Source organism: Nocardia sp. CA-084685 (assembly GCF_050955785.1).
Lineage (GTDB): Bacteria > Actinomycetota > Actinomycetes > Mycobacteriales > Mycobacteriaceae > Nocardia.
Genome location: NZ_CP192094.1, coordinates 8,384,718 through 8,404,554, shown reverse-complemented (window position 1 = coordinate 8,404,554; position 19,837 = coordinate 8,384,718). Strand labels below are relative to the sequence as shown.

The 19,837-nt window shown below is 65.9% G+C and carries 17 protein-coding genes; 8 read left to right on the top strand and 9 right to left on the bottom strand.

Annotation, left to right across the window (positions count from 1 at the left end; translation table 11 throughout):
• Positions 1 to 11 precede the first annotated feature (11 nt).
• A complete protein-coding gene (locus ACQP2U_RS37065; RefSeq protein WP_433711807.1) occupies positions 12 to 1,343 on the bottom strand; it encodes a hypothetical protein in 1,332 nt (443 codons plus the stop codon).
• A 2-nt stretch (positions 1,344 to 1,345) separates the two neighbouring features.
• Positions 1,346 to 2,107, bottom strand: a complete 762-nt coding sequence (locus ACQP2U_RS37060) for a crotonase/enoyl-CoA hydratase family protein (RefSeq protein ID WP_433711806.1) — start codon at positions 2,105 to 2,107, stop codon at positions 1,346 to 1,348.
• 66 nt (positions 2,108 to 2,173) lie between these two features.
• Here ACQP2U_RS37060 and ACQP2U_RS37055 point away from each other — a divergent pair, with 66 nt between their 5' ends.
• Positions 2,174 to 2,803, top strand: coding sequence for a TetR/AcrR family transcriptional regulator (locus ACQP2U_RS37055; RefSeq protein WP_397037340.1), 630 nt, complete (start codon positions 2,174 to 2,176; stop codon positions 2,801 to 2,803).
• Positions 2,790 to 4,409 (top strand): acyl-CoA dehydrogenase family protein, encoded by a 1,620-nt coding sequence (locus ACQP2U_RS37050; protein ID WP_433711805.1) that lies wholly within the window; start codon positions 2,790 to 2,792, stop codon positions 4,407 to 4,409. The genes ACQP2U_RS37055 and ACQP2U_RS37050 overlap by 14 nt, the downstream gene beginning before the upstream one ends.
• 172 nt (positions 4,410 to 4,581) lie before the next feature.
• On the opposite strand, the gene ACQP2U_RS37045 is transcribed toward ACQP2U_RS37050, so the two are convergent.
• The gene (locus tag ACQP2U_RS37045) at positions 4,582 to 5,448 is read right to left on the bottom strand and encodes a helix-turn-helix transcriptional regulator (protein WP_397037337.1); all 867 of its coding nucleotides are present in this window, start codon (positions 5,446 to 5,448) and stop codon (positions 4,582 to 4,584) included.
• A 74-nt stretch (positions 5,449 to 5,522) separates the two neighbouring features.
• Here ACQP2U_RS37045 and ACQP2U_RS37040 point away from each other — a divergent pair, with 74 nt between their 5' ends.
• On the top strand, positions 5,523 to 6,200 hold the full coding sequence (locus ACQP2U_RS37040; protein WP_433711804.1) for a class I SAM-dependent methyltransferase: 678 nt from the start codon (positions 5,523 to 5,525) through the stop codon (positions 6,198 to 6,200).
• Here ACQP2U_RS37040 and ACQP2U_RS37035 read toward each other — a convergent pair.
• Positions 6,197 to 6,601, bottom strand: a complete 405-nt coding sequence (locus tag ACQP2U_RS37035; RefSeq protein ID WP_433711803.1) for a nuclear transport factor 2 family protein — start codon at positions 6,599 to 6,601, stop codon at positions 6,197 to 6,199. The two genes, ACQP2U_RS37040 and ACQP2U_RS37035, sit on opposite strands and share 4 nt — an antisense overlap.
• Before the next feature lie 145 nt (positions 6,602 to 6,746).
• On the opposite strand from ACQP2U_RS37035, the gene ACQP2U_RS37030 reads away from it, so the two are divergent.
• Together ACQP2U_RS37030 and ACQP2U_RS37025 are read left to right on the top strand one after the other, a co-directional pair.
• The gene (locus tag ACQP2U_RS37030) at positions 6,747 to 7,649 is read left to right on the top strand and encodes a LysR family transcriptional regulator (protein ID WP_433711802.1); all 903 of its coding nucleotides are present in this window, start codon (positions 6,747 to 6,749) and stop codon (positions 7,647 to 7,649) included.
• Between the two features lie 65 nt (positions 7,650 to 7,714).
• Positions 7,715 to 8,389, top strand: coding sequence for a nucleoside/nucleotide kinase family protein (locus tag ACQP2U_RS37025; RefSeq protein ID WP_433711801.1), 675 nt, complete (start codon positions 7,715 to 7,717; stop codon positions 8,387 to 8,389).
• An 89-nt stretch (positions 8,390 to 8,478) separates the two neighbouring features.
• Here the strand turns inward: ACQP2U_RS37025 and pgi are convergent, their stop codons facing one another.
• The gene (gene pgi, locus ACQP2U_RS37020; RefSeq protein ID WP_433711800.1) at positions 8,479 to 10,116 is read right to left on the bottom strand and encodes a glucose-6-phosphate isomerase; all 1,638 of its coding nucleotides are present in this window, start codon (positions 10,114 to 10,116) and stop codon (positions 8,479 to 8,481) included.
• 207 nt (positions 10,117 to 10,323) lie between these two features.
• Between pgi and ACQP2U_RS37015 the strand changes: the two genes are divergently transcribed.
• Complete coding sequence (locus tag ACQP2U_RS37015; RefSeq protein WP_433711799.1) at positions 10,324 to 11,778, top strand: NAD-dependent succinate-semialdehyde dehydrogenase; 1,455 nt, start codon at positions 10,324 to 10,326, stop codon at positions 11,776 to 11,778.
• Positions 11,779 to 11,896: 118 nt separating this feature from the next.
• Here the strand turns inward: ACQP2U_RS37015 and ACQP2U_RS37010 are convergent, their stop codons facing one another.
• Positions 11,897 to 12,190 carry a chorismate mutase gene (locus tag ACQP2U_RS37010; RefSeq protein ID WP_327093861.1) on the bottom strand — a complete coding sequence of 98 codons (294 nt, stop codon included), beginning with the start codon at positions 12,188 to 12,190 and terminating at the stop codon, positions 11,897 to 11,899.
• A 379-nt stretch (positions 12,191 to 12,569) separates the two neighbouring features.
• Between ACQP2U_RS37010 and pcrA the strand changes: the two genes are divergently transcribed.
• On the top strand, positions 12,570 to 15,194 hold the full coding sequence (pcrA, locus tag ACQP2U_RS37005; protein WP_433711798.1) for a DNA helicase PcrA: 2,625 nt from the start codon (positions 12,570 to 12,572) through the stop codon (positions 15,192 to 15,194).
• A 51-nt stretch (positions 15,195 to 15,245) separates the two neighbouring features.
• Positions 15,246 to 15,671, top strand: a complete 426-nt coding sequence (locus ACQP2U_RS37000) for a hypothetical protein (protein WP_433711796.1) — start codon at positions 15,246 to 15,248, stop codon at positions 15,669 to 15,671.
• Between the two features lie 8 nt (positions 15,672 to 15,679).
• Here ACQP2U_RS37000 and ACQP2U_RS36995 read toward each other — a convergent pair whose 3' ends face one another.
• From ACQP2U_RS36995 to ACQP2U_RS36985, 3 genes are all read right to left on the bottom strand, one after another.
• Entirely contained in the window at positions 15,680 to 15,826 is a 147-nt protein-coding gene (locus ACQP2U_RS36995; RefSeq protein ID WP_433711795.1) for a hypothetical protein, read from the bottom strand.
• A gap of 205 nt (positions 15,827 to 16,031) precedes the next feature.
• Complete coding sequence (locus ACQP2U_RS36990; protein WP_433711793.1) at positions 16,032 to 17,837, bottom strand: peptidoglycan DD-metalloendopeptidase family protein; 1,806 nt, start codon at positions 17,835 to 17,837, stop codon at positions 16,032 to 16,034.
• Between the two features lie 799 nt (positions 17,838 to 18,636).
• The gene (locus tag ACQP2U_RS36985; protein ID WP_433711792.1) at positions 18,637 to 19,722 is read right to left on the bottom strand and encodes a M23 family metallopeptidase; all 1,086 of its coding nucleotides are present in this window, start codon (positions 19,720 to 19,722) and stop codon (positions 18,637 to 18,639) included.
• Positions 19,723 to 19,837 lie beyond the last annotated feature (115 nt).

Here is a 19,837-nt window from a genome sequence, read left to right as displayed (position 1 = left end):
GGGGTCGGCGGTCACCAGAGTGTGATCGGGAGGCCGAGGGCGGTTGCGGTTTCGTGTGCCAGGGTGTGGAGGGTTTCGGGGGTATCGATGTGGGCGAGGCTGACGATGGCGAGGGTGTAGGTGTCCGCGATGCGGCAGAGATAGCCGGATAGTCGGGTGCGAGGGAGGCGGTCCGCGGTGAGGCCTGGGTGGATGGCGCGGGCGGCGACGCCGATGCAGCGGTGTGGGCCGAGGGTGCGCAGGGAGTCGGGAAGTGTTCCGATGTTGGAGCACAGGATGTCTCGTTCACCGGCACCCTTGGACAAGGCATAGGCCCAGCGGTCCGGAATCACCTGCAGCAGTTCCTCCGGCATCCCGCCGGGGCTGGACATGCGCCGCTCGTAGGCGATTCGGGCTTTCTCGCGAATGGCGGCCGGAGTATCGGTGCGCTCGATGGTGATCTCGGTCATCGCGAGGTCATTGTCGACGCGCGGCTCGGCGCGGGTGTCGACCGGAAGGCTGGCATCGATCGTTTCACCGGGAAACCCACTGGCCCACAACATCTTCGCGATCAGCGTGATGAAGAGACTATTGGCAGTACCGCCCTGCGCCGCAGCTGCCGACTCCCACTCCGAAGCTGGACACTGCAGTACGACGCCGAAGGTCGACGCGCTATCCACACTTTCGCGTCCGGCGATCGACCTGCGTTCACGGGTCGACAACCCAGCTTCGCGAGTCGATGTCGTCCGGGCGGGACGTTCAGGAATCCCGTGACGAAGCGCGCCGAACGTGCCGCGCACAACAATCGACCACTGTCGCCAAGCGTCGGACCAATCCGATACTGGATCTCGGGCTGCCCGGTTACGTGACCAGGCATCCGGAGGACGCATTCCCCGCACCGGCGATGTGGTCGAGCCCGAGCCGCCCAGCGCATCATCGACCGCCAGCACAAGGGCTCTCCCGTCAGCGAGCGCGTGTGAGCAGGTCAGCGACACAATCGATCCACCGTCATCCAAGGCCGCGGTGGACAATCGCCACCCTGGACCGTATTCGGGATCGAGGTCCACGCCCTGCTGGTCGGCCCAACCGAGCAGGTCCCCAGCGGCGATCGTGCCGTCGGTGAACTCGAGCGGATGCGCCCTAATGTTCGCTCGCCAACTACGACGTGCACCCGGCACCCGAGGACGAATCACCCTGCGCCCCAACGGTCCGACCCGCAGTGCCGCGTGTACCTGCCGCAGTAACTCCGGCTCGACGCGATCGGCGGTGCGCCACAGACCCTGGAGCGCGATCGGGGTGCCCAGCCCGCGATGCGTGCGCAGGAAGATGTCGTCGACGACGCTCGAGCGTCGGCCAGGCGCCATTGTCAGGTACGCGTACCGTGACGGCCCGCACCGGCGGCGAACCGTTGCGCGCCGTCCAGCGCTCCGTCGGCCAGAGCCTTCAGACCGTGTCGGTATTCATTGAGCAGTGCCGCCTCCTCGTCCATACCGTCCTGCTCCAGCAGCGACATGCGGTCCGAGCGCAGACAGGTCTGCGGCAGTGCGGCCAGTTCGGCGGCGAGTTGTTCGGCGGCGCTACGGGATTCGCCATTCGGCACGACCCGATTGATCAGCCCGATCTGTAATGCCTCCGTGGCGGCGACGGCGCGACCGGTGAGCACCATATCCATCGCACGGCCGGTGCCGATAATGCGCGGCAACCGAATCGTGCCACCGTCGATCAGCGGCACACCCCAGCGGCGACAGAACACGCCGAACGCGCTGTCCTGCTCGGCAACTCGCATATCGCACCACAGGGCCAGCTCCAGTCCACCCGCGACCGCATATCCCGAGACCGCGGCGATCACCGGTTTGGACAGCCGCATTCGGGTTGGTCCCATCGGGCCGTCACCGTCCTCGGTGACCCGATTGGAGCGCTCGGTGCCCAGCGCCTTCAGGTCCGCGCCCGCGCAGAAGGTGCCGCCCTCACCCCACAGCACAGCGACCGCCGCATCCCGATCGGCGTCGAATTCGCGGAATGCGTCGACCAGGGCCGCGGCGGTCGGACCATCGACGGCGTTGCGTGCCTCGGGGCGGTGCAGGATCACAGTGGTCACGGGCCCATTGCGTTCGATTCGCACAGTCACGAGCACGACCATACGCCGTCGGAAGTACCCTTGTGTGAAGAAATGAATTTGTGGTTCACTTCTTGTATGGCCTACCGCAGAACCCCTGCTGTGCAGGCCCGCCTCGATGCCCAGGCGGGTCTGATCGTGCAGGCTGCGACCAAGGTGCTGTCTCGCGCGGGCTATGCCGGACTATCCATGGCAGCCGTCGCCGCCGAGGCCGGCGTGGCGACCGGGACGGTCTATAAGAACTTCAGCGGCAAGGCAGACCTGGTGAGCGCGGTATTCCGGAAGGTGGTCGCACACGAGGTGGCGGCGGTGGTCTCCGCGAGTGCCGCCGGAACCGCCGTGGAGCGGGTCACCGCGGCGGTGGAGACCTTCGCGGGCCGGGCGCTGAAGAATCCGAAACTCGCCTACGTCCTGCTCGTCGAACCCGTCGATACCGTGGTCGACACCGAGCGTCTGCGTTTCCGCCGTGCCTTCGCCGAAGCCTTCGAATCCGCTGTCGCGGAAGGTGTTTCGCGTGGTGAACTGCCCGCGCAGGATGCCAAGACCAGCGCGGCCGCGCTCGTCGGCGCGATCGGCGAGGTCCTGGTCGGCCCGCTGGCCGACGCACCGCACAGCGAAGCCGTTGTGCCCGAACTCATCAGTTTCGCGTTACGCGCACTCGGTGTGCGCGATGAATCCGACTCAGGAGTGTCCGATGCCGACGCATGAAGTCTTCAACCAGGTTCCCGATATCGTGCCCTTCGATGTCGCACGCAACCCCGCCCTGCTCGAGGGACTGCACCGCGAAGGCGCGGGCTGGGCCGAACCGGAAGTGCGCGAACTCGGCACGCTCGCAGGCGGATTCGAAGCGCAGCAGTGGGGCCGCCTCGCCAACGAGTACCCGCCCGTCCTGCACACGCACGACCGCTACGGCAATCGCATCGACGAGGTCGAATTCCATCCGTACTGGCACGAGCTGATGAAAGTCGCTGTCGCGCACGGACTCCACGGCTCGCCCTGGCTCGACGACCGGCCAGGCACCCATGTCGCTCGCGCGGCCAAGTTCTACACCTGGGGTGTGGCCGACGCCGGGCACATGTGTCCGATCTCGATGACCTATGCCGTCGTGCCCGCGCTGCGCCACAATTCGGAACTCGCGGCCAAGTACGAACCGCTACTCGGTTCCCGCACTTACGATTTCGGCCTGCGCGAACCGTCGACCAAGGCGGGTCTGATCGCGGGCATGTCGATGACGGAGAAGCAGGGTGGCTCCGACGTCCGCGCCAATACCACTACCGCCACACCGCAACCCGATGGCACCTACCGCATCGTGGGCCACAAGTGGTTCACCTCGGCCCCCATGTCGGATATGTTCCTCACGCTGGCCCAGGCACCCGGCGGCTTGTCCTGCTTCCTGCTGCCACGCGTCCTCCCGGACGACACCCGCAACCCCATCCGGATCCAACGCCTCAAGGACAAGCTCGGCAACAAGTCGAACGCGTCCTCGGAGATCGAATACGAGAACGCCACCGGCTGGCTCGTCGGCGCGGAAGGGGCGGGCGTCAAGACCATCATCGAAATGGTCAATATGACCCGCCTGGACTGCGTCATCGGCTCCGCCACCGGCATGCGTGTCGGCGCCGTCTACGCCGCCCACCATGCGCGGTACCGAGAAGCATTCGGGGCCAAGCTGATCGACCAACCCGCGATGCGCAATGTGCTCGCCGATCTGGTGATCGAATCCGACGCCGCCACCACGGTCATGATGCGTCTGGCCGGGGCGACCGACCGCGCGGGCACCGATCCCGCCGAAGCCGCGCTGCGCCGAATCGCCTTGGCGGTCACCAAGTATTGGGTGTGCAAGCGCGCCCCCGCGCATGCGGCCGAGGCCCTGGAATGTTTCGGCGGCAATGGTTATGCCGAGGAATCCGGTATGCCACGGCTCTACCGCGAGGCCCCGCTCATGTCCATCTGGGAAGGCTCCGGCAATGTCGCGGCGCTGGATGCCTTGCGCGCCATGGGTCGACAGCCCGAAACCGTGGAGGCCTTCTTCAACGAAGTCTCCCTCGCCGCAGGCGCCGACCCCCGCCTCGACGATGCCATCGCCCGCCTCGGCAAGGAACTATCCGACCTCGACGAAATCGAATACCGCGCCCGCCGCGTCGTCGAACTCATGGCCTTGGTCTTGCAGGGCGCGCAACTGGTCCGCCACGGCCACCCCGCTGTAGCGGACGCCTTCTGCGCCACCCGCCTCGGCGACGACTGGGGCATCGCCTTCGGTACCCTCCCCACCGGCGTGAACACCACCGACATCATCGCCCGCGCCCTCACCTGACCCCGGCCGCTCCCGGTCATCCGTATGGGCACCGACGACGGTGCTGCAGCGCGCTACGGGCTACACGCGCCCTCGTCAGCGCGCTGTGAGTGCTGGTGTCGGCCGTTGTGGCGCTCGCGTCAGCCCCCTACAGGGTGCCTGCGCTCGTGCCAGCCCGCTGCGGCCCCCCGCGTCAGCGTGCGAGGGACGCGGGCTGGGCGCGCCACTGTCGCGGTGACAGGTCGTTGTTGCGTCGGAACAAGCGGGTGAAATAGCCCGCGTCCGGAATTCCGACCCGTCGGGCAATCTCGCCCACCGGCAGGTCCGTCTCGGCCAAGAGACGGCGCGCCTCGGTCATTCGCCGCTCGGTAATCCACGCCTGCACTGTGCGTCCGGTGCGGCGGCGCACCACAGTGGTCAGATGCCCCGGCGTCATGCCGACCGCATCCGCCACGTCGCGCAACGACAGCGGCGCGGTGTGCCGCTGGTCTATCACGTCGAAGACCTCGGCGAGCAACGGCTCACCGCTGCGCCGCAGATCACCAACCACATCGGCGGCCAGCCGCGCGAGGTCGATGAGCAGGAGCGTCAGATGTGCCGACGCCGCTTGGCGATATCCCTCCTGCCGCTGTGCCAGCTCGGCCTCGATAGCGGCAATCGCGCTGTCCCACAAGGGTCTTCGGTCCACCGGGACCGCCAACTCCAGCACCCCACCCGAATGCTCGTGCAAGAACGGGAACAACAACGGATGCGCCCGCCACGCGGGCCAGGGCGCCCGCCCGGCATCACCGAGTGCCGCGGGATCGAAGAACACCCCTACTGCACCTTCGAACCGATGCGGGGGCGCCGCCTCGATGACCTGACCTGCCGCGATGACGTACACCACACCGACCGACTGGACATACAGCAACACCGGAAAGTTGTGAATATGCGGACGGTGCCCGCGTTCGGCATGTCGATCGAACCGTAGCAGTGACACCGGCGGCGTGACCTGATCGCTCCGATAGTCGTACACCGGAACGCCACGGCGGTGTCGGACCATCCGGGTAGCCTCGATCATGACACCGAAAATAGTCCAAATCATGCCGAGAATCACCCAATTATACGTTCGGATCTGCGGGCACCATGAGAATCATGACCAAAGATCATCCACATTCCGTAGTCAAAGCCATGGGCAATCGGCACGACTACCTGCCCGCGGCGGGTCGTGACGCACTGCTGCCCACCTACGATCTGCTCACCCGCCTGCTCGGCATGGACAAACTCCACGAAACCCTGATCGCGCAGGCCGAACTGACACCCGGCCATCGTGTACTGGAAATAGGTTGCGGCACAGGCAATCTCACCCTTAAAGCCAAACGAACCCAACCTGCCGCGGAGGTGATCGGCTCCGATCCCGACCCGCTCGCGCTCGCCCGAGCCGAGCGAAAGGCACACGGGTTGAACGGAATCCGCTTCGAACGCGCCTACGCGCAGGAATTGCCCTATCCGGACAATGAATTCGACCGGGTGCTGTCATCGATGATGCTGCACCACCTCGATACCGATATCAAAACCGCCGCACTGGCCGAGGTGCTGCGCGTACTGCGCCCCGGCGGCAGCCTGCACATCGTCGATATCGGCGGCGAGGTGACCACGGACGACGGCCTGATGGCCCGGATGCTGCTGCACACCCACCACACCCAGGATCACCTCGGCGACGGCATCCCTCAACTCCTGCGCGCCGTCGGCTTCGAGTGTGCCGTGGTCGCCTCGCAGCGCCATCGTCGCCTCGGTCGTGTCACCTTCTACCGCGGCACCCGCCCGAACTAGCCACCGACACGCTGGAGTACCCGCTCGACCAGCGCGGTATCGCAATGCTCGATCACCTCGGTGAGCCGACCGTTCGCGATCCGGAAGATGAAACAGTATGTCTGCTCGTACGGCTCACCGTCGGCGGTGATGCCGTGCCCGCGGACCTGGGCGACGACCCGGTCGTCTTCGGCGATCACGAAGTCGGCCGCGCTGCGGTACTCGGTGAACTGGGCCATCAGGGGCCGCAGAAGTTCGTTCAACACAACCGTTTTCGGCTCCCAGGTGCCGGACCAGGACCAGTTCCCCGGAAAGATCCAGCGGAAATCCTCGGCCATGGCCGCACTCATCGCCCGGGTATCGCCCTGGGCCATCTGGTCGAAGATGTGCTCGATCAGTTTCTTGTTCGCCGCTGCGCTCATGCCCACACCTCGCGGGCGCTCGGCTCGGCCGCATTGGCAGCCGTGTTGATAATTCGCTCGCTTCGCTTACTCATACCCACGACGCTAGGTACGGCCGACATATGCGACAAGCGAGACTCTCGCATATTTGGTATGAGTAAATAGCATGGGTGAGTTCACGATCGTCGGATTGCGGGTGGTCCGGGAGGCCGCACGGAGCGGATCGTTCTCGACCGCCGCGGAGAATCTGGGCTACACGCAATCGGCGGTATCCCGGCAAATCGCCCTCATGGAGCAGGCGGCTGGCCGGGCCTTGTTCGAGCGGCACGCGCGCGGCGTACAGGCCACCGACGCCGGACGGATCCTGCTGCGCCATGCCGAAACGGTGCTCGGCGGACTCGGCTCCGCGCGGCAGGAACTCGACGAACTCACCGCGCGCCCGCCCGCCACGCTCCGGGTAGGCGCATTCTCGACGGCCATGGCCGCACTGGTGCCGAGGGCTATCGCCGCCACCGCCCCGCGACTCGCGCGAGTACCGCTGCGCGAAGGAGCCAGTCCGCGATTGGTATCCGCTGTGGCGCGGGGGAGGCTGGATCTGGCGGTGGTGACCGAGACGCGAAACCTGCCTGCCGATACCGAAATCGAGCCACTCCTGGACGACCCACTGCTCATCGCGGTCCCACCGGACCATGCCCTCGCGGGCCACAGCAGCGTCACGCCCGCACAGCTGCGCGGTGAGCGCTGGATCGCGGGCAGCGCCGAGGTGAGCAGCACCCTGCTCGGCGCATGGCGCGATGCCACTGGGGAACCGGAGATCGCCTTCGTCGCCCGCGACTGGTTCGCCAAGCTCGGGCTGGTCGCGGCCGGTATGGGAAGCACCGTGGTACCCGGAATCGCGGTCCCGGTGCTGCCGCCGGGCATCGCATTGGTCCGCATCGACCATCCCGCCGCGATTCGTACGACATCTGTCGTCCATCGCGGCGCGGACTCGGCCGGACAGGTCTTCATCGAGGCACTTCGCGACGCCGCGGCCGACCTCGCCGCCGAAGTCCGGCACCGACTTCGATAGCCGACTTACATAGCCACACGCCCAAATTCGCGGCGGACCGACTCAGGCTGAGTACTGTGATTTCGATGACACGGACTTCCGTCGAAATGCCGTTGCGCTCGCTGGTCGAGCACCTGCGGATCCGGGCGGCGGGTTGCGCCCGACGGTACGTGCTAGGTATCGCGGGCCCGCCGGGTGCGGGTAAATCCACGCTGTCCAAGGCCATTCGCGAGGATCTGAACCACCGAGCCGGTGACCGAATCGCCGAGATCGCACCGATGGACGGCTTCCATCTGCCCAACGCGGTACTGCGCGCGACGGCGAATCTGGAGCGCAAGGGCGAACCGCACACCTTCGACGTCGCCGCCTTCCTGGAAACCCTGCGCCGCCTGCGCGATACCCCACTCGGCGAGCCGGTGCCGTGGCCGACCTTCGACCGCGCCATCGAGGAACCGACTCCGGCCGGTGTCGTCTTCGATCGGCAGGAGATCGCCATTACCGAGGGCAACTATCTGCTGCTGTCCGACGGCGCCTGGTCGGGCGCGCGCGAACTCCTCGACGAGGTCTGGTATCTGGACGTGACCCGCGATGTGCTCGAACAACGCCTGCTGCGCCGCCACATTCGCGGTGGTCGCACCCCCGAGGCCGCGAAGATCAAGGTGCACAACAGCGATCTGCCCAATGCCGACCTGATCGCCGAGACCAGGCTCCGTGCCGACCTCGTGCTGCGCCAGCGCGGTGGCCGCTACTACGCTGCCTAGCGTGCACGGGGCCAGGCGAATCGCCGGTCGCGCGCACGCCGTGCGGAATGCGGCCACTGATCAAGACGGCGCTAGCGCTGGGCTGATGCTCACCGGTTGTCGCGATACCAGCCGATCAGAGCGTCGGTGGAGGAGTCCCCTTGCGGCTGCGGCTCGTCCGGAGACGTCAGCAAGGGGGCCAGCTCCAGTGCCTGCTGCTTGCCGAGTTCCACGCCCCACTGGTCGAAACTGTCGATGCCCCAGATGGTGCCCTCGACGAATACCTGGTGTTCGTAGAGTGCGATCAACTGGCCGACCACCGACGGTGTCAGTTGCGGCGCGAGAATCGTCGTGCTCGGCCGATTGCCCGGCATCACCTTGTGCGGCACGACCTTCGGATCGGCGCCCTCGGCCGCGATCTCCTCGGCGGTCTTGCCGAAGGCGAGCACCTTGGTCTGCGCGAACAGGTTGCTCATCAGGATGTCGTGCATGCTGCCGGTGCCGTCGCGGGTCGGCAGGTCATCGGTGGGACGGGCGAAGCCGATGAAATCGGCCGGAATCAGCCGGGTGCCTTGGTGTAGCAACTGGTAGAAGGCGTGCTGGCCGTTGGTTCCCGGTTCGCCCCAGAAGATTTCGCCGGTCGAGGTGGTGACCGGGGTGCCGTCGGCGCGCACCGATTTGCCGTTGGATTCCATGGTCAGCTGCTGCAGATAGGCCGGGAAGCGCGCCAGATCATCCGCATACGGCAGTACCGCCCGCGATTCCGCGCCGAAGAAGTTCGAATACCAGATGCCGAGCAGACCGAGCAGTACCGGCCCGTTCCGGTCCAGCGGCTCGGTCGCGAAATGTCGGTCGACGGCGTGCATTCCGGCCAGGAATTCGGCGAAGCGCTCCTTACCGATGGTCGCCATCACCGAAAGGCCGATGGCCGAATCCACCGAGTAGCGGCCGCCCACCCAATCCCAGAAACCGAACATATTCGCGGTGTCGATGCCGAATTCGGCGACCCGCTCGGCATTCGTCGAAACGGCCACGAAATGCTTGGCGACCGCATCTTCACCGAGCGCGGCGACCAGCCAGCGCCGGGCGGCGGTGGCATTGGTCAGCGTTTCCAGCGTCGAAAACGTCTTGGAGGCAACGATGAACAGTGTGGTGGCCGGATCGAGTCCGTCGAGTTTCGCGAGCAGATCGGCCGGGTCGACATTCGAGACGAACCGGGCGCCGATCCCGGCATCGGCATAGTGCCGCAGCGCGCGGTGCACCATATCCGGGCCGAGATCCGAACCGCCGATGCCGATATTCACCACGGTCTCGATGCGTTCGCCGGTCGCGCCGCGCCAGGCGCCCGAGCGCACGGCGTCGGTGAATTCGCCCATCCGCCGCAGCACCTCGTGTACCTCGCCACCCGCGTCCGCACCGTCCACGATGAGCGACTCGCCCTCGGGCAGGCGCAGCGCGATATGTTCGACCGCACGGTTCTCCGAGGTATTGATGTGGTCGCCGCGGTACATCGCATTACGCCGCTCGCTCACCCCGGCCTCATGCGCCAATTCGACCAGCAGATGCAGGGTTTCCCGGCTGACGCGGTGCTTGCTGTAGTCGATGTGCAGGTCTGCGACTTGCACGATCAACTCGCGGCCGCGGTCGGGATCCTCGGCGAAGAATTCACGCAGATGTCGTCCGGCGACGGCGCTGTGGTGCTCGTGCAGTTTCCGCCAGGCCGCCGATGCGGTGATGTCGCTGCTCACGTCCGCGAGGTTACAAGCACTCGTTCGGGCGCGCAGGCAAGGACGACCTACTTTCGCCCATGTTGTCCTGACGGTTACCCGTGTCGATGGTTCGCGTGCCGCTCGAACAGGGCGGTGGCGAGCGCGTGCGGACCGGTCGAAAAGCTCGGTGATTTTGGATCGATGAGTCGAGGGTGATGTGCGAGCGCGCGGCTTAGGCTGGGGTACATGGTGTCCGAACGTGAACTACTCGAATCCGTGCCGACGCAGCTGTGGATCGGCGGTCCCGTCGACGCCACCGGGGGCGCCACCTTCCCGGTGCACAATCCGGCCGACGGGCAGGTGCTGACCGAGGTTGCCGACGCCACGCCGGAAGATGCCGTGCGCGCGCTCGACGCGGCCGTCGCGGTGCAGACCGAATGGGCGGCGACACCGTCGCGTGAACGCGGCGAGATCCTGCGGCGCGTCTTCGAACAGCTGACCGCACGCGCCGAGGAATTCGCGCTGCTGATGACCCTGGAGATGGGCAAGGCGCTGCCGGAGAGCCGCAATGAGGTGCGCTACGGGGCCGAATTCTTCCGCTGGTTCAGTGAGGAGGCGGTGCGGGTACACGGACGCTATCTGCACGCGCCGTCCGGCACCGGGCGGATCATGGTGCACAAACAGCCCGTGGGGCCGTGTCTGGCCATTACGCCGTGGAACTTCCCGCTCGCCATGGGCACCCGCAAAATCGGACCCGCGCTGGCCGCTGGCTGCACGATGATCGTCAAGCCCGCATCGGCGACCCCACTGACCATGTTGGCGCTGGCGAAACTGTGCAGTGAAGCGGGCCTGCCGGACGGGGTGCTGTCGGTGATCACCTCCAGCCGTTCCGGCGCCGTCACTCAGCCGCTGCTCGACGATCCGCGCCTGCGCAAGCTCACCTTCACCGGATCCACCGAGGTCGGCAAGAAGCTGGTGGAGAAGTCGGCGAACGGTCTGTTGCGCACCTCGATGGAGCTCGGCGGCAACGCACCGTTCGTGGTCTTCGACGATGCCGATATCGACGCCGCCGTACAGGGCGCGATGCTGGCCAAACTGCGCAATGGCGGTGAGGCGTGCACGGCCGCCAACCGCTTCCACGTGCAGAACGGTGTGTTGGAGGAGTTCACCACCAAACTCGTCGAGGCGATGTCGAATACGGTCACCCTCGGACCGGGCACCGACCCGAACACCACGCTCGGCCCGCTGATCAACGAAGAGCAGCTCAATACCGTCAGCGAATTGGTAGACGACGCGGTGGCGGTGGGCGCGCGGGTCCGTCTCGGCGGCAAGGCGCCCGGTGGGCCAGGCTGGTTCTACCCGGCGACCATCCTCAGCGAGGTCCCGGCGAATGCTCGGATCCTGCGCGAGGAGGTCTTCGGCCCCGTCGCACCCGTCGTCGGCTTCGGAACCGAGGAAGAGGGGCTGGCCGCCGCGAACAACACCGAATTCGGCCTGGTCAGCTACGTCTATACCCGCGATCTCGACCGCGCCCTGCGCATTGCCGAGGGCATCGAATCCGGCATGGTCGGCATCAACCGCGGCGTGATCTCCGATCCCGCAGCACCTTTCGGCGGCGTCAAGGCCTCCGGCTTCGGTCGTGAAGGCGGTATCGAGGGTATCGAGGAGTACCTGTCCACCAAGTACATCGCCCTCACCTGACCCGCAGACATGAAACGACCGCCCCGGGTGAAATACACCCGGGGCGGTCTTGTGGAATGCGGCGATCTTGCGAACGTCGCTCAGTTCGGCCGGGCCGCCAGTGGCGGCCGGAAGACAGTCAGTGGCCGAGTCGGCCGCGACCGAGGCGCAGCAACAGCATGGCGAGGGTGTGGCCCTCCTGGCCGAGTTCGCTGAAGCGCTCGAGCACCTTCATCTCACGACTGTGCACGAGGCGGGGGCCGCCGGAGGCCATGCGCGTGCGACCGATGATCCGCGAGATCTCGGTGCGGCGCTTGATGGCGGCCAGGATTTCCGCGTCGAGCTGGTCGATCTCCTTGCGGAGCTTGTCGATCTCGGCCTCGGTGTGAGGCAGAGCCGAATCGGACCCGGTCGTCGTGGCGGGGGTGCTCATCATTCATCTCCTCGTGTCAGAACATGGATCGGCCGTTGAGCCGAGCTCGTTACCGATCGGTTCTTTCACTGTGCAAAACAAACCTGGTAGGTATTGCAATCCTCCCCCCAGGCAGCGCGCTCAGGTACAAAGTCCGCGATCACAGTATCCGGCCGTTAGCCGAATCGGATGCTTCGCGGCGGTCGCGCAGGTCATATTGGCCAGTCTGCCACGGGGCCGAAGCAATGCAAAACACTTCATTTTGTGAATCTCCGTAGAAGGCTCGCACGATGCGACGCCCCTGTCGACCCGGGGCGGTTCATCAGCCGTTGGCCGAATGGACACCGATGTCGACCGGGACTTCATCTCTGTCGGTGCCCGCCGGTAGCGTGGATGGGCGATGGACATCACGGTGGCTCCCAAGACGCAGGCCGGGCGGACTCGGCACCCGGATTCAGCCCAGAAACCGCAGGTCGATGCTGCTCACACGGAGGAGATGGGCAACTCTGCCGTGCCCGCCGCGGCGGGAGTCCCGCATTCGGTCGTCGATGACGCGTCGCGGCGTGTCGTGGACGACAAGCACCGTGTCGAACAGGAAAAGCGTCGCGCCGAACGTGAGCAACGTCGCGCCGAGGAGGCCGAGCGATTGCTCGACGGTCTCAACCCGCAACAGCGCGCCGCCGTGGTGCACACCGGTGCGCCGCTGCTGATCGTCGCGGGCGCGGGTTCGGGCAAGACCGCCGTGCTCACCCGGCGCATCGCCTATTTGCTGGCCGCCCGCGGTGTGACCCCCGGCCAGATTCTGGCCATCACCTTCACCAATAAGGCTGCCGCCGAAATGCGTGAGCGGGTGAGCGGGCTGGTCGGACCCCGTGCGAACAACATGTGGGTCTCGACCTTCCACTCCAGCTGCGTGCGCATCCTGCGCATGCAGGCCGCGCTGCTGCCCGGTATGAATTCGAATTTCTCCATCTACGACGCCGACGATTCCCGGCGGTTGCTCACCATGATCAGCCGCGACTTCGATATCGACGTCAAGAAATATTCGGCGCGACTGCTGGCCACCGCCATCTCGAATTTGAAGAACGAGCTCATCGGCCCGGAGCAGGCCACCGCCGATGCCGAAACCGACGAAACCGAACTGCCCGGACTCGTCTCCCGCGTGTACACCGAGTATCAGCGCCGGTTGCGGTCGGCGAACGCCCTCGACTTCGACGACCTGATCGGCGAGACGGTAGCACTGCTGCAGAACCATCCGCAGGTCGCCGAATACTATCGCCGCCGGTTCCGGCATGTGCTGGTCGACGAGTACCAGGACACCAACCACGCCCAGTACATCCTGGTCCGCGAGTTGGTCGGGCATCATGCGCAGGAGCAGGCCGAAGACGCGGTCGCGCCGAGCGAACTGTGCGTGGTCGGTGACGCGGACCAGTCCATCTATGCCTTCCGCGGCGCGACCATCCGCAATATCGAGGAATTCGAGCGCGACTTCCCGGATGCGGAAACCATTCTGCTGGAACAGAATTACCGCTCCACCCAGAACATCCTGTCCGCCGCCAACGCGGTGATATCGCGCAATGAGAAGCGCCGGGACAAGCGGTTGTGGACCGATTCCGGCGAAGGCGATCTGATCACCGGCTATGTCGCCGACAATGAGCACGACGAGGCCTCGTTCGTGGCGCGCGAGATCGACCGGCTGGTGGACGCGGGCGATGCCAACTACAGCGATGTCGCGGTCTTCTACCGCACCAACAACAACTCCCGTGCGCTGGAAGAAATCTTCATTCGCATGGGACTGCCCTACAAAGTTGTCGGCGGCGTGCGCTTCTACGAGCGCAAGGAGGTGCGCGATATCGTCGCGTACCTGCGCGTGCTCGACAATCCGGATGACACGGTGAGCCTGCGCCGCATCCTCAATACCCCACGCCGCGGCATCGGCAACCGGGCCGAGGCCTGTGTCGCGGTGCACGCCGAACAGCGCGGCATCGGTTTCGCCCAGGCACTGCGCGATGCGGCCGATGGCAAAGTCGCGCTGCTCAATACGCGAGCGCACCGCGCGATCGCCGGATTCCTCGACCTGCTCGACGAGGTGCGGGCGGCCGGTGCGCAGGCGGATCAGGACTTCCCCGACCTCGGCAATATGGTCGAAGCGGTACTCGACCGCACCGGCTACCGGGCCGAGTTGGAGGGCTCCGACGATCCGCAGGACGGCGCGCGGCTCGACAACCTGAACGAATTGGTGAGCGTCGCGCGGGAATTCAGCTCCGAGGCATACAACAATGCCGAGGCCGCCCGGCAAGAGGGGCTGGTGCCGGAGGTGGCCGAGGGCGAACCCGATCCGGGTTCACTCGCCGCCTTCCTGGAGCGTGTCTCGCTGGTGGCCGATAGTGACCAGCTGCCCGAGGAGGGGTCCGGCGTGGTCACCATGATGACGTTGCACACCGCCAAGGGCCTGGAATTCCCGGTGGTCTTCGTGACGGGCTGGGAGGACGGCCAATTCCCGCATATGCGCGCGCTCGGCGATCCCACCGAACTGGCCGAGGAACGCCGACTCGCCTATGTCGGCATCACCAGGGCGCGGCAACGGCTCTACGTCACCCGCGCGGTGGTGCGTTCCGGTTGGGGACAGCCGGTCTCGAATCCGGAATCCCGATTTCTGCAAGAGATTCCGGCCCACCTCGTCGACTGGAAGCGGTTGGAGCCGAAGGGCTCGCCGCTCACCCGCGGTATCCGCCGCCGCGGTGACGACGATGGCCTGGAACATGACTGGACCCGCGACGGCTGGAATCAACGGCCGGGTGTCAACGATCGCGGGCCACGCCGTCCCGCACCCGGCGGCGCCAGCCGCAACAATGCCAATCTGGTACTGGCGGTTGGCGATCGAGTCAGCGATGACAAGTACGGCCTCGGCCGTGTGGTGGCCGCCGAAGGCTTCGGGCCCCTGGCGACCGTCACCATCGACTTCGGCACCGCGGGCAAGATCCGGCTCATACCGCAATACAGCCGAACTCTCGTCAAGCTCTGATAGGGCCTTCGACCCTGACCTATCGTTGGTGGTGTCGGTAGCGTGCGCGACATGGAAACCGTCGCGCAATATCTGCTGTGGATGCTTCCGATGCTGTGGCTCGGCATGGTGCTGGCCATCTCGTTCCTGGAAGCGCCGCTGAAATTCCGGGCACCGGGAATCACCGTGCCGCTCGGCCTCGGCATCGGACGGCTGGTATTTCGTGCGCTGAATATCGTGGAGACTGTCCTCGCCGTGCTGTTGGTCGTGGCGGCTCTGGTAGTCGCACCCAGTGGTGCTGTTCGGGTCTGGCTCGGTGTCGCCGCCGCGGTCCTTGCCAGCCAACTCCTCGCGGTCCGTCCACTGCTGACTCGTCGCTCGGATCGGGTGCTCGCGGGTGCCGAGGTGCCGCGCTCCCACGCGCACTACTGGTATGTGGGCTTGGAAGTGGTCAAGGTCGTGAGCTTGATCGGACTGGCGATCTCCGCCGCGCCGTAGCCCGGCCTTCAGTGCCTGACCGTTCCGCCGCAGACGAGCACTTCACCGTCACCGGAGCGGTAGCTGTGTTCGCCGCGCGAGGCATCCAGCGCCGTGCTGCCGTAACTGCAGGCGGATGCGTCCGCCGTTGGCACCGCCGCGCTTGTCGCTGCCATGAGTAGCGATAATCCCCATTGCGCTGACCGCCCGGGGGTTGGCGGCCTGTTCGACGGCTGAGGCGCCGCCGAGGCGGACACGCGAATGGCAGTGTTCGGGCGTACTGGTCAGCTGTTCACTCATGCGCTGTTGGCGTGGGCTTCTCGGGTCGACCGATGCCGCAGCCAGCGCATGGTGAGCAGCTGTGGGGTTGGGTAGGGCGGGTCAGTCGCGTTCGGAGCCGAGGCTGATGCCGCGGGTGGCGAGCCAGGGGAGCGGGTCGATGCGGTCGGTGCCATTGAGCCAGACCTCGAAGTGGCAGTGCGGACCGGTGGATTCGCCGCGATTGCCGACGGTCGCGATCTCGTCGCCCGCGAGAACGTGCTGGCCTGCCGAGACCAGTGTGGTGTTGACGTGGCCGTACACCGTGACGGTGCCGTCGTCGCCGCGTATCCGTACCCACATGCCGAAACCGGCGGCCGGTCCAGCGTCGATGACGGTGCCGTCCTCGACCGCGTAGATCGGTGTGCCGATCGGGGCGGCGATGTCGACACCGGGATGCAGCACGCCCCAGCGCGCGCCGTATCCGGAAGTGAAGGCGCCCGAGGCGAACTTGGTGAACAGCGGCCGCAGCGTCGCCTCCACCTGCTCCTCCAAGTCCTGCGCGAACTTATCGCCGTTCTCCAGCACATCGGAGAACTGCCCGAGATTCGTCGGTGTCGCGGTATCGAGCAACTCCGGTGTCGTCGGCAGCTCACCACTCACCGGCTGCAACGCCTGCTGCTGACCGACGGCCTGCAATTCGGCTGTCGGCGGCGACTTCTCACCACCCGCCGCCAAATTCTGCCCAGCGGCAACAATCGCCCCCGCCGCCACCGCGATAACCGCGGCCCGCCCCTTCAACGCCCGCGGCGGCACAGGCACCCGATGCGCACCTCGCCGCTTCGGCCGCCCCACCGAATCGACAGCAGCACCTACCCGCCCTGTCCCCGCCAACCGCTCGACATCCCGAGCACCGCCGAAATCGCGACCACCTGAAGCCGCACCACCATCCCGCGACTTGTCGCGGCGAGCATCCTCGCGATTCTCGTGCGCAACGCCACCCCAGCCCACGCGCTCATCGAACCCGTACCAACGACCATCGCCCTGGCCGTAATCCAGACTGTCGCCGTCATCGGCGCCGACGCCATAGTTCTGCTCTGCGTCGCGGCCCGGGCTTGCATCACGGCTCGGGCGTCCGTCGTTGGCTGGGCGTGCGTCGCGGCTCGGGCGTGCGTCGTTCGCGGGGCGTGCGTCGTGGGCGGGGCGTGCGTCGTGGGCGGGGCGTGCGTCGTTGGCTGGGCGTGCGTCGTGCTCGGGAGTCGTGCCGTGCCCCAGGCTTGCGCCGTAGCTCAGGCGTACGTCGTATTCCAGACTGTCGTCGTAATCCTGGCGTGCGCAGTGGTCTTGGCTTGTGCCGTCGTTTCGGCTTGCGCTGTCGTTTCGGCTTGCGCTGTATTCCTGGTTTGGGTGGCTCAGCACGATGCCCTGAGCCTGGCCTGCGTCGTAGTTCCGGTCCCAATTCAAGTCTTGATCGCGGTTATCGCCGAGTTCGTGCCAACTGCGATTGCCTGGGCTGTCGATCAGGCTGTGGCTGTAATCGTGGCGGGCGTCGTGTTCTTGGCTTGTGCCGTAGCCCCGGCTTGTGCCGTAATCCTGGCTAGCGGCGCCGTTCCAGCCCAGGCTCTCGTCATGACCGTCGCCGAACTCGCGCCGGGCGCCCGCGCTGTGGTCCAGGCTGTGGCCGTAATCCTGGCTTGCGTCGAAGGAAGCCCTGCGAGTGCCGTCGCTCTGGATTTCGCCCGGATTCTGCGGCCCGTATTCGTGCCAGTCCACGCCCTGATCGCGGCCATTGGGCAACGCGTGCCAGTCGGCATTGTCCGTGCTGTAAACCAGGCTGTCGCCGTAATCCATGCCCGCGTTGTAGTCCTGGCCTGCGGCATAATCCGGGCGTTCGCCATTTTCCTGGACAGCGGGGCCGTTCCAGTCCAAGCTCTCATCGCGGCCGTCGCCGAACCCGTGCCAGCTTCCGAAGCCGTGCCAGTTGCCGTTGCCCCCGCTGTAAACCGCACTATCGTCATGATCCCGGTTTGCGACGTAAATCTGGCCAGCACTCTGATCGTGGCCTGAGCCGTAACCCTGGCCTGTGTCGTAACCCTGGCCCGTGTCGTAACCCTGGCCTGTGTCGTAACCCTGGCTCGAGCCGTAATCCTGACCGCCGCCGTAGCTCTGCCACGCGTCGCCCTGCTCCGCAGCGTAATTCCGGCCCCCGGGGGAGCCCTGACTACCACTATCGAACGGCGAATTCGCTTGCGACCCTGGATCATTCAGCTTCGGAGATTCGACGCCGCTGGACTGTCCTGAAGATTGCCAAGAATTATCTAGGTATTGCTGAACTGGCACTCCTCGCTCATCGGAGCCCGAGAGCCACTCTCGTGTCATCGCTGCAACCGCATTGAACCACTGGCATGCCCGAATTGTCCTGAACGCGAGGAAAGTTCGAAAGTTCCTGGTCTTCGAGTGTCGTGCAGGGCGCTCGGGGTGTTCGCAACGCGCATCGAGATCTACATCCTCAGGGCACAACTAGTGAAGGGGAACGGCTCCACCGACGGTAACGGATCGATTGCGGTCCCGCAACCAGTCGTTCAATGAATCCGATTGCTGCACTTCGAATTTGGAGCCGAACGCATGGAGAAGCATCGAAGCGAATGCCGCCGGCTTTTTTTACGCCCCGCCGACCGCTAGCCGCGATGCGTTCGTGCCCATATCCCGCTGTCCAGCGGTGGAGCACTCAGTCGCGCTGTGGACCCAAGCTGATACCGCGAGTAGCCAACCACGGCAACGGATCGACCTTGTCGACCCCGTTCAACCACACCTCGAAATGGCAGTGCGGACCGGTGGAGAAACCGCGGTTGCCGATGGTGGCGATCTGATCACCGGCCAGCACGCGCTGCCCCGCCGACACCGTGGCGGTGTCGATGTGGCCGTAGATGGTGATGGTTCCGTCGTCGTGCAGCAGTCGCACCCACATGCCGAAACCGGATGCCGGACCAGCTTCGACCACGGTGGCGTCGGCGACGGCGTAGATGGGTGTGCCGATCGGGCCCGCGATATCGATGCCGAGATGCTGTACACCCCAGCGAGCACCGAATCCGGAGGTGAAATTACCCGCGGCGAACTTGGTGAACAGCGGGCGGAGTTTCGAGGCTTCCTGCGCCGCCATATCGTCGGCGAACTTCTGCCCTTTTTGCAGCATGTCGCCGAACTGACTGAGATTCGTCGGGGCCGAAACATTCAGCACCTGAGGCGAATCCGGCGAAGTATTCGGATCGGCCACACTGACCGACTGCGCCGCGATTTCGTGAATCTGTCCGGCGGCCTCATAATCGACGGCCTGCGAAGGCTGTTCGGGCGAGGCGAAAGCTGCCTGTCCGGCGGCGACCACCGCACCAGCGGCAACGGCGACGACCGCGGCGCGGCCCTTGAGCGAAGCGGGGGGCGCGGGCATCCGATGTGCGCCACCATTACCGCGGTTCGCGCGGCGGCCCGGGATCACAGTGGGGCGGGCCGGACCTTCCGGCTCCTCGGACTCCCAGGGAGAGCACTGACCATCCCACGATCCGTCGCCATCCCAGGACTCCTCGGCGTTCCAAGACCCGTCCGCCTCCGGCGTCCATGACGCCTCGGAGTCGGCATCCCAGGTCTCGTTGCTTTCGGGAGTCCAAGAATTTTCGGACGCCCACGCACCGCCGTCGGACCAGGAATCGCCGTGCGACCAAGCCTGCGACTGCTCCCACGAATCAACTTGCGGCGACGAGTCGGCCCGCGACTGCCCCCAAGCGGAATCGGACTGTGCCCAAGAATCATTCGCACTCAACGAGCTGTCCTCGTGTCCACTGGCCGGGTACTGATGTCCACCGGCACGCCGTGACGAAGTTCCGAAAGGATTTACCGCAGCATTGGAATGTCCACCGAACGACTCATCGTCATCG

What these genes read in the sequence shown, in the direction of transcription:
- ACQP2U_RS37025 (WP_433711801.1), top strand. Translation starts at nt 7,715, where the DNA reads ATGACACGGACTTCCGTCGAAATGCCGTTGCGCTCGCTGGTCGAGCAC.
- pcrA (WP_433711798.1), top strand. Translation starts at nt 12,570, where the DNA reads ATGGACATCACGGTGGCTCCCAAGACGCAGGCCGGGCGGACTCGGCAC.
- ACQP2U_RS37055 (WP_397037340.1), top strand. Translation starts at nt 2,174, where the DNA reads ATGGCCTACCGCAGAACCCCTGCTGTGCAGGCCCGCCTCGATGCCCAG.
- ACQP2U_RS37040 (WP_433711804.1), top strand. Translation starts at nt 5,523, where the DNA reads ATGACCAAAGATCATCCACATTCCGTAGTCAAAGCCATGGGCAATCGG.
- ACQP2U_RS37065 (WP_433711807.1), bottom strand. Translation starts at nt 1,343, where the DNA reads ATGGCGCCTGGCCGACGCTCGAGCGTCGTCGACGACATCTTCCTGCGC.
- ACQP2U_RS37030 (WP_433711802.1), top strand. Translation starts at nt 6,747, where the DNA reads ATGGGTGAGTTCACGATCGTCGGATTGCGGGTGGTCCGGGAGGCCGCA.
- ACQP2U_RS37015 (WP_433711799.1), top strand. Translation starts at nt 10,324, where the DNA reads ATGGTGTCCGAACGTGAACTACTCGAATCCGTGCCGACGCAGCTGTGG.
- ACQP2U_RS37045 (WP_397037337.1), bottom strand. Translation starts at nt 5,448, where the DNA reads ATGATCGAGGCTACCCGGATGGTCCGACACCGCCGTGGCGTTCCGGTG.
- ACQP2U_RS37050 (WP_433711805.1), top strand. Translation starts at nt 2,790, where the DNA reads ATGCCGACGCATGAAGTCTTCAACCAGGTTCCCGATATCGTGCCCTTC.
- ACQP2U_RS37035 (WP_433711803.1), bottom strand. Translation starts at nt 6,601, where the DNA reads ATGAGCGCAGCGGCGAACAAGAAACTGATCGAGCACATCTTCGACCAG.
- ACQP2U_RS37000 (WP_433711796.1), top strand. Translation starts at nt 15,246, where the DNA reads ATGGAAACCGTCGCGCAATATCTGCTGTGGATGCTTCCGATGCTGTGG.
- ACQP2U_RS36995 (WP_433711795.1), bottom strand. Translation starts at nt 15,826, where the DNA reads ATGGCAGCGACAAGCGCGGCGGTGCCAACGGCGGACGCATCCGCCTGC.
- ACQP2U_RS37010 (WP_327093861.1), bottom strand. Translation starts at nt 12,190, where the DNA reads ATGAGCACCCCCGCCACGACGACCGGGTCCGATTCGGCTCTGCCTCAC.